Source organism: Burkholderia sp. BCC1996 (assembly GCF_905339955.1).
Lineage (GTDB): Bacteria > Pseudomonadota > Gammaproteobacteria > Burkholderiales > Burkholderiaceae > Burkholderia.
This window is the reverse complement of record NZ_CAJPHM010000044.1, coordinates 1-16604: the sequence shown is the minus strand read 5'-3', so window position 1 is coordinate 16604 and position 16604 is coordinate 1. Positions and strand designations below refer to the sequence as shown.

Sequence of the window (16604 nt, the reverse complement as noted above, 5' to 3'; positions counted from 1 at the left end):
CGCCAGTCTATTGGACGAAGTTAGATTGCTGATATTTAACGTCAGCTTTGTATGTTGGTATTGCCATGGAGGACACTGCAGTGGAACAGAAAGTTGAATTCAAGAGCAACGGTTTGACGCTGAGGGGTGTATTGACGCGTCCGGAGGGCGTGCACGGAAATGTCCCGCTGGTTGTTATGGCCGGAGGCTGGTGCTACACGAAAGAAATTGTTATGCCGCACTATGCTAAGTCGTTTCACGCGATTGGCTGTGCCACGCTGGCGTTTGACTACCGTAACTTTGGCGAAAGCGAGGGGGAAATCCGTCAGGATCTGAACCCCTGGGAGCAGGTGGAGGATATTCGCAATGCGGTCTCGTTTGCTCATACGCTCGACGGGATTGATCACGCGCGTATCGGTCTTATGGGGATCTCCTATGCCGGCGGTCATGCCATCATCACGGCGGCGATCGAACCCCGGCTTGCGTTCGTCATGTCGATCGTGCCTGTCATAGATGGTTACACGACACTTCGACGTTGTCATGGCGAAACCCGCTTTGCCCTGCTGCAGCGTGTGTTGGCGGAGGATCGCAATGCACGTTATCGGGGTGAGAAGAGTGGCCGGATCGCTCAATCGCCGAAGGAAGACCCCACTAAAGAGCTCACTGCGTGGCCGTTCCCCCATATCTATTCAGGTTTCATGGCCATCAAGGAAACAGAGGCGCCGCTTCACGAGCATTGGACGACGATCGAGTCCGTTGAGTGGTTGCTGCGCTATCAGGTTAAGCCGTACGCAGAACGCATTCATGAGTTGCCGGTCCTCGTGGCGCTCGCAAAAGGGGACAACATTACATCTGCTGATCTCGAGATCGAGATGTTCAACGCAATTCCTTGCCCAAACAAGAAGTTTGTCTCAGTGTCTGGCGTTGACCACATGAGCCTGTATACGAGGCCTGATCATCTTGCCAAGATCGGCAATGCGTCCGCGGAGTGGCTCAAGGAGACACTGGCTACATTGTAAGGTGTTAGCGCAGCCTTTCGCAGGTGCGAAGGACCCGCACCCGCCTTGACGGGGGGGCGGGTCTTTATGCAATCGCGGCGACGAACTGGGCTGTCCGTGGAATAAAGTGGTCGGAAGAGGTTAGAGATTGCACCCGCAGGTCGTGTGCCGGTTGCTTAATGCACTTCTATCGGACATGTGGCAGCGCGCAATCTACTGTTAACGGCAGGATGTGGGGGAATTAAGAAAAGAGGAGCCTAACGTGGAGGGAGTTTGCTTGGGAATAGCTGTCGGGACTATTGTGTTCGTAGTTGTCGGATTTTCGCTTACCGCTAACTACCGGCGCAAGCGGCACCGAGCCGATCTCTTGCGTAATCTTGACCACCACGAATGGTGTCGATGGACACAACAATGAAGCCAACAAACGCTATCAATAGAGGTTGATTGCCCATCTGCTCCAGAGGTGAACTGCAGCATTATCGGACGAAGATCGCCGTTGTGAGCAAATTGTTTGCGGGATTGGATGGCGAGAATCTTGCGCAAGCTGCTAACTAGTACTGCTACAGAGCGAAGGTGCCTCAGGCGCCGGACGGTTAGCCAGGATCACGCGCTGGCTCAACTAGCTATTTTGCTCAGTTCCCGAGCAGATAGAACATGAAGGCGAGGAGGAACAACGATGCAGATTGGAGTGCCCGCAGAGACGCGGGCGTACGAAACCCGTGTGGCGGCGACGCCGGAGACCGTCAAGAAATACGTCGCGCTGGGTCACACGGTGACGATCCAGGCCGGTGCCGGTGCCGGCGCGAGCTTTCCCGACGGGGCCTACACGGCTGTGGGCGCCCAAGTTGCCGATGCGGCCACCGCCTTCGGCGCGGACCTCGTGCTCAAGGTCCAGTCGCCCACGGTGAGCGAGCTGCCGTTCATGAAGCGTGGCGCGGTGCTGGTCGGCATGCTTGATCCCTTTAATGCTGAGAATGCCGCGAAGCTTGCCGAGATGGGGCTAACCGCCTTTGCGCTCGAAGCCGCTCCGCGCACGACGCGCGCGCAAAGCCTCGACGTGCTGTCGTCGCAGGCGAACATCGCCGGCTACAAGGCGGTGCTCGTCGCCGCCGCGCTGTATCCGCGCTTTCTCCCGATGCTGATGACGGCCGCAGGCACCGTGAAGGCCGCGCGCGTGCTGATCCTTGGCGCGGGCGTGGCGGGCCTGCAGGCGATTGCGACCGCGAAGCGGCTCGGCGCGGTGATCGAAGCGTCCGACGTGCGTCCGGCGGTGAAGGAGCAGATCGAGTCGCTCGGCGCAAAATTCCTCGATGTGCCTTACGAGACCGACGAAGAGCGCGAGGCCGCGCAAGGCGTCGGCGGCTACGCGCGGCCGATGCCGGCGTCGTGGCTCGGCCGGCAGGCGGCGCTCGTGCACGAGCGCGCGAAGCAGGCCGACATCGTCATCACGACCGCGCTGATCCCGGGGCGTCCCGCGCCCACGCTGATCTCCGTCGAGACCGTGCAGTCGATGAAGCCCGGTTCGGTGCTGATCGACCTCGCGGCGGGCCGCGGGCCGGAGTTCGACGGCCGCAAGAGCGGCAACTGTCCGCTGACGGTCGCCGACCAGGTGATCGTGCACAACGGCGTGACGATCGCCGGCCATACCAACCTCGCATCGATGGTCGCGTCGGACGCGTCGGCGCTCTACGCACGCAACCTGCTCGACTTCCTGAAGCTGATCGTCACGAAGGAAGGCACGCTCAACATCGATCTCACCGACGACATCGTCGCCGCGACGCTGCTTTGCCGCGACGGCGAAGTGACGCGCAAATAACGGGAGGGGACCTTGGAAATCATCAATCACACGGTCATCAACGTGATCATCTTCGTGCTGGCGGTGTACGTCGGCTACCACGTGGTGTGGAACGTGACGCCCGCGCTGCACACGCCGCTGATGGCGGTGACGAACGCGATCTCGGCGATCGTGATCGTCGGCGCGATGCTCGCTTCCGCGCTCACGCTCGGCGGGATGGGCAAGTTCTTCGGCACGCTCGCGGTCGCGCTGGCGGCGGTCAACGTGTTCGGCGGCTTCCTCGTCACGAGACGAATGCTCGAGATGTTCCGCAAGAAGGAATCGAAGCGCATCGAGGGTGCGAAGGAGGGCGCGCGATGAGCATGAACGTCGTCACGCTGCTGTATCTCGTCGCGTCGGTGTGCTTCATCCAGGCGCTGAAGGGCCTGTCGAATCCGAAGAGCGCCAGGCGAGGCAATCTGTTCGGCATGGCCGGGATGGCGATCGCGATCGTCACCACGCTCGCGCTGATCGTCAAGCAGGCCGCGTGGCTCGGCGCGAACCTGCCGCTCGGCCTCGCGCTCGTGCTCGGCGCGCTGGTGGTCGGCGGCGCGGTCGGCGCGTTCGTCGCCGCGCGCGTCGAGATGACGAAGATGCCCGAGCTCGTCGCGGCAATGCACTCGCTGATCGGTCTCGCGGCAGTGTGTATCGCGGTCGCGGTGGTGGCCGAGCCGGAGGCGTTCGGGCTCGTGCCGCAGGACGCGACGTCGCCGAACTTCATCCCGTACGGCAACCGGATCGAGCTGTTCATCGGCACGTTCGTCGGCGCGATCACGTTCTCCGGCTCGGTGATCGCGTTCGGCAAGCTGTCGGGCAAGTACAAGTTCCGGCTGTTCCAGGGCGCGCCGGTCGTGTACGCGGGCCAGCACCTGATCAACCTGATGCTCGCGCTCGCCATGCTCGGCTTCGGCGTGCTGTTCTTCCTGACGCAGTCGTGGCTGCCGTTCGGGATCATGACGGCGCTTGCGTTCGTGCTCGGCGTGCTGATCATCATCCCGATCGGCGGCGCGGACATGCCGGTCGTGGTGTCGATGCTGAACTCGTACTCGGGCTGGGCGGCGGCGGGCATCGGCTTCTCGCTGAACAACGCGATGCTGATCATCGCCGGCTCCCTGGTCGGCTCGTCGGGTGCGATCCTGTCGTACATCATGTGCCACGCGATGAACCGTTCGTTCTTCAACGTGATCCTCGGCGGCTTCGGCGGCGAGGCGAGCGCGGCGGCGGCGGGCGGCAAGCAGGAGCAGCGGCCGGTGAAGTCGGGCTCGGCCGAGGATGCGTCGTTCATGCTCGGCAACGCGGAAACGGTCGTGATCGTGCCGGGCTACGGCCTCGCGGTCGCGCGCGCGCAGCACGCGCTGAAGGAGCTGACCGACAAGCTGGTCGAGAAGGGCATCGACGTGCGCTACGCGATCCACCCCGTCGCGGGGCGGATGCCGGGGCACATGAACGTGCTGCTGGCGGAAGCGGAGGTGCCGTACGAGATCGTCCACGAGATGGAGGACATCAACGGCGAGTTCGGCCAGGTCGACGTGGTGCTGGTGCTTGGCGCGAACGACGTCGTGAACCCGGCCGCGAAGAACGACCCGAAATCGCCGATCGCGGGGATGCCGATCATCGAGGTGTACAAGGCGCGCACGGTGATCGTGAACAAGCGGTCGATGGCGGCGGGGTATGCGGGGCTCGACAACGACCTGTTCTACATGGACAAGACGATGATGGTCTTCGGGGATGCGAAGAAAGTCATCGAGGATATGGTGAAGACGGTGGCGTAAGCGTCAGGTGTTTGATTTCCACGCAACCTCCCGCGAAAGGCGCGCAGCAACGCGCGCCTTTTTCGTATGCGCCCAGCATGGGCGCACTCCTGTGGGTGTAGGTCTCGCCGTACACTGACCATGGCAAATGAAGCGAAGCGCAACTGAATGAGGAGCCGTATGCGGTCGAAGGAGGCGATCGTCATGGCGCGATTCGGGGAGCCAGCGAATGTTTCGCCACTATTGCCAATTGTTCGTGGCCACGCGGTGGGCATCCTCTTTCGAGGCGCCCAGTGCCAACAACTCCCGGTACGTCGTTGTACCTCGACGCGAGTGCATTAGCTGCACTGCACGGAGCCGGTGCCTGAACCACTCGTCATGTTCACGGAACACCTCGGCGTCTGCGCAAGCTGAAAGGACGCTTCCCGGCCCGGCCTATACGCTTTCAGTCTCTCCGCTACCTCCGGCAGCTTGCTGCACCTTCTCATTCCCGTGAGGTGCAGAAATTGCGGCGCTTCGGGGAGTTTTTTTTTACCTGCTTGACAGTGTCGCAATCTTCGCACTAACGTAAACGTACAAACATTCGTTCGGGTAGGTTGCGTGATGTCCACTGCTTCATGGTCGTTATCTACATAATGGTCCAGCGTACCGTGATATAACGAGGGCGGTGCTAGTCCGGCTGAATTTCCGGATGATCGCGCCCTCATCATCTATAGAGAAATGGTTAAAATTCTCTCATCTGTCGAGCCAACTGCTTCTGATCCTCGGCGTTTAATTTCGAAGGGCGAGTGCCATCCCGCGTCGTTATATCTTTGCTCTGCCCTATATCGTTACGCGGTCAAACTTTTCGGGTCGCCCTAGCTAGATGCCTGCCAATCTGATCTTCGCGAGGTGCTGCGGAATGGGAGTATGCTAGCGGCATTCACGCACGCAAACGCGATGGCTTCCGTCGTGCACAAATGGACGCAATGCAAATCGCCTAGCTCATAGAGAAGATGCCGTTTGCTGTAAGGACGATGTCCATGGAAATGGCAATCTTTGGAAGCGCTAATTCATATAGCCAGCCTAGGTGACTGAAATGGCCTGCTTCGTGAGAAAACGTTATTAATTTTAAAGGGGCTGAGTTATGTCATATGATCAAAATGTGATGGATAGTGAACTTATCGACGCAATCGACTCGAAACACGAGTTGATGAGAAAGGCATTCGAAGAAAAGGACGCGGAGGCGATTGCGAATGAATTCTATACCTCTGATGCTTGGGTGGTCGGGCCGGAAGGGGCGACATGGAAAGGAAGGGAGAGTATCTTTGCGCTATACAAAGACATTGTCGGAGTCTATCGATGGGAATCCAAGCGCGAGCGTTTTATCCCGACGGGAGAGGGAGGTGTGCTTGAGTATCTTATCGGTGCGATTGAGCCTGTGGCGGGAGGGGAGACTTTGGTCTACAAAATACTCTTTGCGTGGAAGAGAATGGGGGGGGAGTGGTTGTGTGCTACACAGTTTTTTGCGTTTGGCGTTAATTTCGCTGAGTCTAGCCCTATTGCATAAGGCGGTGCTTCCGCGCCGCCGGCAATCGACTTCACTAAGGTATGCGGATGCTAGATGGACCGAACTCGTTTCGACTCGTTCAATCCGAACTCCCGCGGTACTGTGTTGAGATAACGTCTCGATGGGGCTAAGTGGTTGGTCAAGCGTTAGGGGCTGAATCGGGTTGGTAAATGGTACCGTCGTGCAGCAGGGCGAACAGGGCGAACAGGACGTCGCACCGTCGCCCTGTCAGCGCGATGAGCGCCAGGTTGCGGTGCTTGCCTTGTTTGATCTCGCGCGCATAATACGCCCGCGAGATTAGGCCTCGCAAGGCTGCGAAGGCGGATAGGAACAAGGCGCCCTTGAGCACCTTGTTGCGGCGTCTGGACGGATGCTCGCCGCAGATGGATAAGTCTGAGCGCCGGGTGATTGGGGTAAGGCCACTCATCGATGCCGTACCGAATTTGATTTGACAGCTTTATAAGTCGTCTAGCCACAAATAGGTAATCTTTCGAAATTATAAGATAAGACCGTGTGTCTAGCATAGGTAAATCAGTAGTACAAAATATATTGCCTCGACGGCCGCCTCATGACCAGTTTCGGAATCGCGTTACTCGCGCTATGCCATCTGATGGGGTTGTCCCTCGGCGACCCGCTTGGCCCCGACATTGCGATGCTGTTGCTAATCTGCCGGTGCCTTTGCCTGTATTGCCGCAGCTGGCTGCTGAAGGAGACTGAGGCGGCGGGCGTCGACTTTCGGCGGGATGTCTATCTAGGTCGTCGTCGCGACGGTCGCGAACCAGAACGTACTCGCCGCGCTAAAAGGCGACCCCGTCGCGACATGCGCCGACTGCATCGAGGTGCTCGCGCGCACTGGCCGGGACGACCGGCGCTCGCCGCCGTGCCGCAATTCTGCGGATGCTTGAAAAGACGGTCGCCCATAACGGCCTGGTCGCTCAGCCTGCGCTCGTTGGCCTGGTCATTGTGCATCGCACCGATCGGTCGTACTGGCTGACGTTCGTCCTCGCGCTCGCGTATGTTGGCGGGAATTCATCGACGGCGAGAGCGGAATCGCTGATGGCGCGATCGCGTTCGCAGTGCAACTGATCCGAGGAAACGCCAGACATTCGCGATTTTGAATATTTTTGTATTTTCATTCGATTGGCTTCGAATATAGAAGGTGCGAACTGGTGGGCGCAAAAGGGCGGTATTGTCAGGGTTGACGATAAGATTTGTTTTCTATTTTAAAGGGAGTGGAAAATGAAGGGGAAGGCGATATGGCTGGCTTTATGTATTTCTATGCTTTGTTCTTGTAGAGGCACCGACGAGCTACAGTCGTCTCCAGTGTCGGGTATCGATCGTTCCGCAGGGCGCATCAATAATCTCAAGGTGCTATCGAGTGTGCCAGCATTTGGAGGTGCTACACCAACTGGCGCGGTAGGTCCATATCGGCTGATCACGGCGACGGCATACGGTGAACTAGATCCAAACGCGTCCGCGAATGCTGGTATTGTGAATCTGAAGAGCGCGCCAGTCAACGAAAACGGTTACGTCGATTACTCAACTGATGTGGTAATTCTGACCCCTCAGAATCCAGCAAGCGGAAAACGAGTGGTGTTCTACGATGTCGTTAATCGCGGTAATAAATTAGGCAAAGACACATTTATTGGTGGTGGTGCGCTAGATGTCGGTACTTCGCCAGACGGAACAATTCCATCACTACTTCAAGCCGGATACACCATCGTATGGAGCGGATGGCAAGGGACAATTGCCCAAACCGGCAATGACACGATCGGGGCGGCTGGAGCTATTGGAGCCAATTTTCCAGTTGCCCAACTAGCGAATAACTCGACGTTAGTCGGTCAGAGCCGAGAGGAGTTTGTTCCAGATTATGCTGGGGGCATCAATTCTATCTCGTTGACTTACCCGCCAGCAGATCCATCCGATACTACGTCAGCTGTACTTAATGCGCGCCAATCGTGGCTCGAAAACTATGGTCAGGGGGATGGTGGATATGAAATCTACAGCGCGCCATCGACACAGGTGACGAACTGGCATTACGTAATAAATCAAGACGGTACATATTCCGTGGAATTTTCCACGCCTTCATCTGTCCCGGGACCAGGCGGGAAAAGTGTTCCTGCTGACTTGGGTACTATCTATAATTTTGTTTATACAGCAAAAAATCCGATCATTAACGGGATTGGATTTGCCGCAGTTCGAGATCTTATCTCGTTTTTGCGCTATCAGGAAGCGGACGCAGCTGGGGATGCGAACCCTCTTAACGGGTTGAAGAATGCCGCGTGCGTGGGGGCTACGTGTGCAAAAAGCTCATCGAATTTTGATATTGCGATAGGCGAAGGTATCTCGCAGTCTGGGCGTTTTATTCGCGATTTCCTATACCAAGGTTTTAACGAAGACGTCAACGGAAAAATGGTGTTTGATGGGTTGATGCCGATCATCGCTGGTGGCCGGCGCACGTGGACAAATTATCAGTTTTCGCAACCAGGACGCTGGTCGAAACAGCATGAAGATCATTTCATGCCAGGGTTTCAATTTCCATTTTCCTACAATGTAATTACAGATCCGATAAGTGGCGCTACAGATGGTCTGCTGAAGAAATGTTTGGCTACGCAAACCTGCCCGCAAATTATGCAAGTTGATGGTTCATACGAATGGTGGGGCGCCGGGGCATCGCTGGTCACAACTGACGGCGCAGGGCATGACCTTACCCTGCCTACAAACGTCCGTTATTACCTTATTGCAGGCACGCAGCATGATGGGGGGCCGGGCATTACAACTGGATTGGCGACGGTGCCGCCATCCGGCAGCATTTGTCAGTTTACGGAGTCGCCAGTTCAAGAAGATGCCGTCGAACGTGCGTTGGTTCCCGCGCTCGTGAACTGGATCGCTCAAGGAGCGGAACCACCTGCGTCGCAGTACCCATCAGTGAACTCTGGTGATGCTGTTGTTCCTTCCATACTCAACTTTCCGAGTCTCAGTAGCATCACAGTGCCTAGTGGATCAAATGCGGCTTCAACGACAATATCGGTGAATTACACGGGCTTGTATAATGAGATATTTGTAACTGATTATAGTTCAGAAATTCCACGTGTAGATCTGTCAAAGAAGTATACAATCCTCGTGCCGAAAGTAGATCGCAATGGAAATGAAACGTCTGGAATCAAAGTGCCTGACGTTGCAGTGCCGATCGCAACCTACACTGGATGGAATTATCGTGGTAGCGGCCATGCAATTGGGGAAGGTTGCGGCTGGAGTGGCTCGGCGATTCCATTCGCAATCAACGACTCGACAAAGGCAATCGGTGATCGACGAGCCTCACTCGCATCCCTGTATGGCGGGCGAAGTGATTACCAAGCGAAGATCGCTGCTACATCAGAATCGCTGGTTGCGGCTGGGTATCTATTAAAAACAGACAGCGATAATATTTTTATTGAGAACTCAAAGAAAATATCGCCGCTGTTGATTCCGAGTCCGTAGAAGATTTGGGTGCGTGGTAGTGTAATCATACATTATTCCGAGGTGCTATTTTGATGGGCACCCTAAGATGGGGCGACTCCTGCCTTAGGGTGCTAAAATGTTGATCAAAAAGCGAATTTTGGTGTGGTTATTAAATGTATAGTTAATTAATAACAAGGTTTTCGACGAAAAGTGGTTGTCCATGATGCTCGAGCGCAGGCCTAGCAGGCTGTTGAAATTGGATACGGAGTAAACGAGGCCTGAGGGCGGTGCGTTAGAGATATCGTGTTCATGATCTTGGGCAAACGAGAGCGATGCGCGGAATGGACGAGATGCAAGAACCGATGTTCACGACGGTAAAGCGGGAAGATTTTGTTCCGGCCGATCACCCATTAAGGCCGCTTCGACTGCTGGTCAAGTAAGCGCTGATGCGACGCAATGGGCTGTTCAGCACGATCTATGCAGGCAGCGGTCGAGCATCGGTTGCGCCCGAGAAACAGCCGCGTGCGCTGCTGTTGCAAGTGTTTACTACGGTGCGTAGCGAGCGCATGCTGATGGAACAAATGCGCTACAACCTGCTGTTCCGTTGGTTCGTCGGGCTGGCGATTGAAAACGCCGCATGGGATCACTCGGTGTTCTCGAAGAACTGCGATCGTTTGCTCGAGCACGAAGTGATCGAAGCGTTCTTTATCGAAGTCATGCGCTTGGCCGACAAGCAAAGGCTGCTGTCCAGAAAACACTTCTCGGTCGATGGCACGCTGATCCAGGCGTTGGCCAGCCACAAGAGCTTCCGGCCCAAGGACGGATCGGACGATCCGCCGGCCGGCGATGGCCGCAATGTCGACACCGACTTGAAGGGGAAGCGGCGCAGCAACGACACGCATGAATCGAGCACCGATCCGGATGCGCGCCTCAAGGTCGCGTTGGCGAACAGCAATCGGCGCTGGCGGTCTGATGACTTCGAGTTTCATCGCGACGACGGCGAACCGCTGCGCGTGACGTTTGCGCTGGACTGCTGCGTTCGCGAGGCGATGAGCTGGGTGGCGGCGACCAGTGGCCGCGGCGGGAACATCGTGTGTGACGCAATGCTCCCGGCCTTCGAACATTGCTTTGGCAACGCTGTGAAGGCGCCAGCGGAAATTGAATGGCTTACGGATAACGGTTCGGGCGAGATCGCCCAGAGGACCCGTGCCCGAGAGGACCCGCGCCTACGTTGCCGACATCGGCCCGAAACCGGGGACGCTGCGGTGCTCAGTCCACAGTAACGGCATCGCGGAGAGCATCGCGAAGACAATGAAGCGCGATTACGTCGCCTTCATGCCGAAGCCGGACGCAGCGACCGCTGCACGCAACTTGGCCATCGCGTTCGAGCATTACAACGAGAAGCATCCCCATAGCGCACTGAAGTACCGCTCGCCTCGCGAGTTCCGGCGCTCAATGGATTCAGCAACCTTAGTGTGACGCTGTGTCCGGGATTACAGGGTCAACTCCAGGTCGCTCCGTGTGTGCGCTAGAAGTAAGCCGTCCGCGCGATGATGGTGCGGTCAAGCGTCGGGTCCGCCCCAAATCGAGGCAGGCGAGACACGTTGGCCGTCAATCTTGCTCAGACATAGGGAGAAAAACTGATGGCACATGTTTTGCGTTCACCGTAGTGTAAGAACGAACGATAGTTAGCATTGTTCTTGTGCCGTTGCCTTGAGGATCGATCGGTCGTCGAGGATGCGTGGCGATTCTGTTAAAACTGCCGTAATCAGTCGTAGGAACATTAGACATGAACGCTCTCTATACAAACGCCAGTTGCGATGGCGTCCAAACGCACGATAAGCAGCATGCCGGCGAGCAGATATTGCTGCCGTGGCGGGACAAAGCGTTTCGGGCGAATCCCTACCCTTGGTACGAAGTGCTACGGGAGAAGGCGCCGGTGTATCGCGACCCGTTAAGTGAGAACACCTATGTTATTTCTCACTATTACGATGTGTTGACTTTCGGCAAGCATCCCTCGTTGACAACAAAGGCCCCCAGTTGGGTGCCGAGGGGCCCATGGAGTCTGTTTAAGGACAGTATGATCGTCGTCGATCCGCCGGAACATGCTGCGATGCGCCGCAAGTCGAACAAATGGTTCACCCCGAAGAAGGCCGAGGAATGGGTCGAGGCGACCTCGGCGGAAGTAATCGACGTGATTGACCGGTTGGGGCCGTCGGGAATGATCGAAGCCTATCGCAATCTCGCCCTGATCCCAGCACACTATGCGATGTGCAAAGCCCTCGGTATCCCGAATGATGGCTTCGACACTGCTGCCGCTTGGATGCATGACGCCATGCTTGCTCTCGGATCTGTCGTTTCGGAAGAAGAGGAGGAGCGATGCTACGCGGCATTCGCTTATCTCACTGACCGCGTGAACCACTATATCCGTTTGCGCCGTGAATCTCCGGACGAAGGAATGGTCTCCAGCTGGATTGACTCGGTTGTCAAAGGCGAGATGACCGAGCGTCAACTCTTTGAGGGTCTGCTACTGTTTTGGGCGACCGCAACTCCAAATGCTGCTTATCTCATCACTGGTGGCCTTGAGATGTTCGCAAGGCACCCTGAAGTGTTCGATATGTGGCGTAATCAACCTGAAAAGCGACACGCCATCTTTAATGAAATTGCCCGGTTGTATACTGCGGAGGTCTCCTTCACTCGGTTCACAACCGAGGAACTGAATATTCGTGGTGTGAAAATTCCGCCAGGGATGATGATTCGATTTATGATTTCCGCGGCTAACCGTGATCCCGAAGCCTTTCCTAATCCAGATAAATTCGATGTAGAAAGGTCTGTTGACGGTAAGGTAAATTTGACTTTTGGCACCGGTGCTCACTCCTGCCCAGGGATGCTCTTGGCACGTGCCGAAGCTCATGCCGTCTACAACGCGCTCGCGGCACGGGTAAAGCGTATTGATCTGGGCGGTGAGCCGATTTATGACCATGACGATCGTAACGGCGTATATGATCGGTTGCCTTTGCGGTTGGTCGTGTAGGCAGACACTTTTACCGGTCAGGGTCTCGGTAGATTTGCGTGTTTGAGGCTACGGTCCACGAAGCTTCTACCGTGAATCTACTTCAAAGAATGTTCCGAGTTCATTTTGCAACACGAGTCAGAACATGGTTGGACTGTCGTGAGACACGGCGCGCAAATGCGTTATCGATCTCTGGCTGCTCGCACTATATGAAAGTGTTCTTTTACTGAAGAAAGGTGACGGCATGCATAAGGTAGAACTGATTCACGCTAATGGCCTTAAACCAGTGACACCGGCTACTCCCCGCATGCGCGCACGCTGGATTGTTGCGCCGTCGCCAGACGGCTGGCGGAATACGGCAGTGACAGAATGGGAGCTGATTGGAGCTGGTTTTTCGGATTTACATCCGCACGAAGAGAGCGCATTTATTCTTGAGGGCGAACTGCATGTGGAAGTGAGCGGTCAAGAGTTTATAGCGCGACCTGGTGATTACATCAACGTTCCGGCAGGAGCTAAAGGGAGATACTGGGCACCAAGGTATGCGCGAATGTTGGGTATCTATGGACCTAATCCAGGGGGCAAGAAGTCGGAGTATTATGATTATTGGGAAATAGATGGGCATGTGTCAGGGTGCATTGATGAACTGCGTTGATGCAGCGTCTCGCAGCTGCTGCGATCTGCAGTAGAAGTTTTAACGGAAACAAGCATCATTGCTTGGGCGCATGCCTCTCTTTTGCAGGGGAGGTGATGAGGTGCAAACGATACTTAGCGGATCAAATCTTGGTCGCGCCTAAGCAAACGGAAAGAAGCATGGCGGGGCGGGTAATTTTGATTAATAACGTGTGTTTTGCGAGCAAGCATATTGTCGCTGGAGGATACGGTACGCGGGCCTAGAATCGAGCTGAGTCTGCAAACAGTAGCGATTGCCAGGTTGGAACTCTCAGCTCAAGAATCCGGTTTCATGATTGAGCCAGGATAAGACGATCCCCCTCGAAATGGAAACGTATGAGTCGACATCCCGCGCTGGAGCTCAAGCCTCTGGTCGTTGCTCAAGTTGATGATCAAGGCGCGATTGACATGATCCGTTTTTTTAGATTTCCGAAATTAATTTTTGATGTGATGCACTGAGGCAGTTTGGGGGTTGATTGGTAATTCGGTGAGCCACAATCGAGATTTATTAAATCTAGGGAAATCATCTTCTAGGACGATGATGGATATTCTATGGGCGTTTGATGTTCGGATGATTTAGCGTACGAATATTCGTTTGTGCCGCAACATTGCTGGCGGTGGCTGCCGATTTTGGTGGCGGAATTGGGCGCGCGGTGAAAAATAATCGAATGTCGGAGGGTGTGAGCATGTCAGGGGAATGGCAATTTGCGATGAAATAACCGGCCGTTGCGGACTGGCAATCTGCGTTGTGGGAAAGTGGAGTTAATGTGGTCGAGGATTTTTTGTTGAATATTGATCTGCGTGCATTGGGTGATTTATAACTCCCCTGATTCTGGTGAAATATATCTCTGAATTGTGGTGCTTGCCGGATGATTTGGATGGGATGGCGAAAATGCATTGGGTAAATGTCAGAGAAGGTGTGTTGAAAAATGCGTGTGATTGATTCAAATATGTATATGAGATAAATCTAATGAAATCCTGAATTTTTGTCATTCAATGTATGCATCATACTCGGGGTGTCTTGGTAGAAAATATTAGGAGAATTGATGTGCGAATTTTAAAAACATCGGTTGTGAGTTCGTTGATAGTGCTTCTGATATTATCGATTTCTGTCGCGGGCTGCACTGGGGATGGTTCAACGTCTGGGCAGGAGGATAAGCCAACAATCGAGTCAATGTGCACGCCGCGTGCCCTACAGCAGGTAATGCCACAGGGAGTAACCGTAAAGGACATCCCGAACCTACTGACGTATCTGCCGGTTCAGATCCGTGCTACAAAGGGCGGTGTTAGTTTGCTCGCGGCGAACGCTCTCGGAGATGGCGCACCGTCTTACTGTGTGGTGACAGGTAGTTATGTCACAAACGCGGCGACGGGAAAAACAGCGAACTTCGCCGCCGTACTGCCAGCTGCAGACAAATGGAACGGAAAATACCTTCAGATCGGCTGCGGCGGGAACTGCGGTAACGTCTTCGATGCAGGCATTCCTACCCCGGCCCACGTTAAAGCCGGGTACGCGATTTGGCAGACCGATGATGGCCATGTCGACGGGGCGATTACTGCGACTGGTAATTCAGTTGAGGCAGATCCGAGTTGGGCAATAAAGTCGCCTGGGGTACCTGATACGGAGGCAATTAACGACTACTTATATCGTGCGGTCCATACGCTTGCTGTCGTTGGTCCACAAGCTACGGCTTTGCTTTATAAAGCTGGAAAGGTTAAGAGATCCTATTTCCTGGGATGCTCAGATGGCGGCCGTGAGGCTATGGTCGAGGCAACAAAATATCCAGGCGACTTCGACGGAATTGTCGCTGGTGCGCCGTACGACCCATTGCTTACCAATATAAATTTTATGACGCGAGCCCTTACTCAGCTCCGTAGTAGCGGAGCTGCACTTAGCGCCGCGCAACTGAAGCTGGTCGCGAATACGGTATTATCGGCGTGCGACTCACGCGACGGTGTTGCGGATGGACTGGTGCAAAATCCAAATGCCTGCGATTTCAACCCACGTAGAGATTTGCCGATTTGCCCATCCAGCGTAGCAGCCAGCGACAGCTGCTTAACTTCAGATCAAATTGATAGCGTTTCGGCGATGCTGTCAACAGCACGGCAGTCTAGCGGTGCGATGCTTGCGGCGGGATGGTCACCTCTGGTGCTGGGTTCCGATGAGGCGGTGGGTTCGATTGTTTTCCCGTCATCGCCACTCCCAGGTCCTGACGTTTTTGGCCTACAGCCATATATGACAAGCTTTACCGATTGGTCTTTCGCAAACTATACGATCCGCGATCTCGTGTTCGCTGGAGCCAGCAGTTACGACGGAACAATTTCCCTTGGGCAGAGTTTCGGGCGCGCCAATCCAGCCGATTCGTCGAGTTTTCATATAACGTTTGCCGATAGGGCCGTAGGAGCTATCGATAGTGCCATGAAAAACGGTCGATGGAATGACGCGAGTGCCATGGCGGCTTACATAAAGAGAGGTGGTAAGCTATTTTTATATCAAGGTCTTAATGATCCTTTTGTTAATGTGAATAATACAATTCAATATTATATAAATCTGGCGGAGGCAAGTGGTGGCTATGGCGCGCTACAAAATAATGTTCGCATGTTTCTGGCCCCTGGCATGGATCATTGCGTTGGAGGATATGGACCAAATGCATTCGTAAATCAATATAATGCTCCCGGCTTCTTTTCTGGGCCAGCCGTACCATTCGATGCAGATCATGATGCGTTGGCGGCTATCGATGCGTGGGTGGAAAGCGGAAAGAGCCCGGAATCAATTACAGCGACAAAATATAAAGATGACGTCGTATCAGAAGGTATTGCGAGAACAATGCCACTGTGTCCGTTTCCCGCTGTAGCTCGCTACTCGGGAAAAGGTTCGGTAACTGATGCCGCTAATTGGTCGTGTCCAACGGGAGATCGATCGCTACTGGTTTATGGGCCCGGGGCGTGACGAATTTCGTATGGGCGGCTTAGAGAAGGCTGACTAGTCCGCTAAAGCGCGCCGAGGTAGCCCGCCATTGATTCTAATGTCGGGCCGTCGAAAACGGTGAACTCAGTATGGCATACGTGCCTTCACGCCATGAAGCCTTGTGATAGCAGCAGTGACCTGCTCCCCGCGTTTAGTACGGTGACGGTGTAGAGTCCGTTCCAGAGAGGAACGGCAATGAAAAAGCGATTCACCGAAGAACAAATCATCGGCATCTTGAAGGAAGCCGAGGCTGGCCTGAAGCCGGCGGAGCTGTGCCGCAAGTACGGCATCTCGGAAGCGACCTACTACAACTGGAAAGCGAAGTTCGGCGGGATGACGGTCTCCGAAGCGCAGCGCCTGAAGGAACTGGAGCAGGAGAACAGCAAGCTCAAGCGTCTGTTG

Annotated in this window: 11 protein-coding genes and 4 pseudogenes; 14 read left to right on the top strand and 1 reads right to left on the bottom strand. The window is 55.1% G+C overall.

Translation table 11 applies throughout. From position 1 onward, the window contains the following. Positions 1-80: 80 nt before the first annotated feature. The 5 genes from U4Z64_RS35540 to U4Z64_RS35520 all read left to right on the top strand — a co-directional run bounded on the left by U4Z64_RS35540 (position 81) and on the right by U4Z64_RS35520 (position 6111). A complete protein-coding gene (locus tag U4Z64_RS35540; protein ID WP_321822460.1) occupies positions 81-998 on the top strand; it encodes an alpha/beta hydrolase in 918 nt (305 codons plus the stop codon). Between the two features lie 655 nt (positions 999-1653). Beyond that, complete coding sequence (locus tag U4Z64_RS35535; protein WP_321822459.1) at positions 1654-2793, top strand: Re/Si-specific NAD(P)(+) transhydrogenase subunit alpha; 1140 nt, start codon at positions 1654-1656, stop codon at positions 2791-2793. A 12-nt stretch (positions 2794-2805) separates the two neighbouring features. Further along, positions 2806-3132: an NAD(P) transhydrogenase subunit alpha gene (locus U4Z64_RS35530; protein ID WP_321822458.1), complete on the top strand. Its 327-nt coding sequence runs from the start codon at positions 2806-2808 to the stop codon at positions 3130-3132. Continuing rightward, positions 3129-4583, top strand: coding sequence for an NAD(P)(+) transhydrogenase (Re/Si-specific) subunit beta (locus U4Z64_RS35525; RefSeq protein ID WP_321822457.1), 1455 nt, complete (start codon positions 3129-3131; stop codon positions 4581-4583). The genes U4Z64_RS35530 and U4Z64_RS35525 overlap by 4 nt, the downstream gene beginning before the upstream one ends. Before the next feature lie 1105 nt (positions 4584-5688). Beyond that, positions 5689-6111, top strand: coding sequence for a nuclear transport factor 2 family protein (locus U4Z64_RS35520; RefSeq protein WP_321822456.1), 423 nt, complete (start codon positions 5689-5691; stop codon positions 6109-6111). A gap of 139 nt (positions 6112-6250) precedes the next feature. On the opposite strand, the pseudogene U4Z64_RS35515 reads toward U4Z64_RS35520, so the two are convergent. Next, positions 6251-6544 (bottom strand): annotated as a pseudogene (locus tag U4Z64_RS35515) (IS110 family transposase); the annotation flags it as partial. Positions 6545-6679: 135 nt separating this feature from the next. On the opposite strand from U4Z64_RS35515, the pseudogene U4Z64_RS35510 reads away from it, so the two are divergent. The 9 genes and pseudogenes from U4Z64_RS35510 to U4Z64_RS35470 all read left to right on the top strand — a co-directional run. Beyond that, positions 6680-7000, top strand: a pseudogene (locus U4Z64_RS35510) (malonate transporter subunit MadL); the annotation flags it as partial. A 350-nt stretch (positions 7001-7350) separates the two neighbouring features. Beyond that, on the top strand, positions 7351-9591 hold the full coding sequence (locus U4Z64_RS35505; protein WP_321822455.1) for an alpha/beta hydrolase domain-containing protein: 2241 nt from the start codon (positions 7351-7353) through the stop codon (positions 9589-9591). A gap of 302 nt (positions 9592-9893) precedes the next feature. Further along, positions 9894-10484 (top strand): annotated as a pseudogene (locus U4Z64_RS35500) (transposase); the annotation flags it as partial. Further along, positions 10485-11031 (top strand): annotated as a pseudogene (locus U4Z64_RS35495) (integrase core domain-containing protein); the annotation flags it as partial. It abuts the pseudogene before it with no gap. Positions 11032-11341: 310 nt separating this feature from the next. Then, the gene (locus U4Z64_RS35490; protein ID WP_321822454.1) at positions 11342-12586 is read left to right on the top strand and encodes a cytochrome P450; all 1245 of its coding nucleotides are present in this window, start codon (positions 11342-11344) and stop codon (positions 12584-12586) included. 223 nt (positions 12587-12809) lie between these two features. Continuing rightward, positions 12810-13217 (top strand): cupin domain-containing protein, encoded by a 408-nt coding sequence (locus U4Z64_RS35485; RefSeq protein WP_321822453.1) that lies wholly within the window; start codon positions 12810-12812, stop codon positions 13215-13217. A 353-nt stretch (positions 13218-13570) separates the two neighbouring features. Beyond that, on the top strand, positions 13571-13693 hold the full coding sequence (locus U4Z64_RS35480) for a hypothetical protein (RefSeq protein ID WP_321822452.1): 123 nt from the start codon (positions 13571-13573) through the stop codon (positions 13691-13693). A 562-nt stretch (positions 13694-14255) separates the two neighbouring features. Continuing rightward, entirely contained in the window at positions 14256-16184 is a 1929-nt protein-coding gene (locus tag U4Z64_RS35475; protein WP_321822451.1) for a tannase/feruloyl esterase family alpha/beta hydrolase, read from the top strand. A gap of 213 nt (positions 16185-16397) precedes the next feature. After that, the coding region (locus tag U4Z64_RS35470) for a transposase (protein ID WP_321822450.1) at positions 16398-16604 on the top strand (207 nt) is incomplete at its 3' end.

Excerpts from the sequence above, each read along its gene's own strand:
- U4Z64_RS35525 (WP_321822457.1), top strand. The coding sequence starts at position 3,129 with ATGAGCATGAACGTCGTCACGCTGCTGTATCTCGTCGCGTCGGTGTGC.
- U4Z64_RS35535 (WP_321822459.1), top strand. The coding sequence starts at position 1,654 with ATGCAGATTGGAGTGCCCGCAGAGACGCGGGCGTACGAAACCCGTGTG.
- U4Z64_RS35480 (WP_321822452.1), top strand. The coding sequence starts at position 13,571 with ATGAGTCGACATCCCGCGCTGGAGCTCAAGCCTCTGGTCGTTGCTCAA.
- U4Z64_RS35520 (WP_321822456.1), top strand. The coding sequence starts at position 5,689 with ATGTCATATGATCAAAATGTGATGGATAGTGAACTTATCGACGCAATC.
- U4Z64_RS35485 (WP_321822453.1), top strand. The coding sequence starts at position 12,810 with ATGCATAAGGTAGAACTGATTCACGCTAATGGCCTTAAACCAGTGACA.
- U4Z64_RS35505 (WP_321822455.1), top strand. The coding sequence starts at position 7,351 with ATGAAGGGGAAGGCGATATGGCTGGCTTTATGTATTTCTATGCTTTGT.
- U4Z64_RS35490 (WP_321822454.1), top strand. The coding sequence starts at position 11,342 with ATGAACGCTCTCTATACAAACGCCAGTTGCGATGGCGTCCAAACGCAC.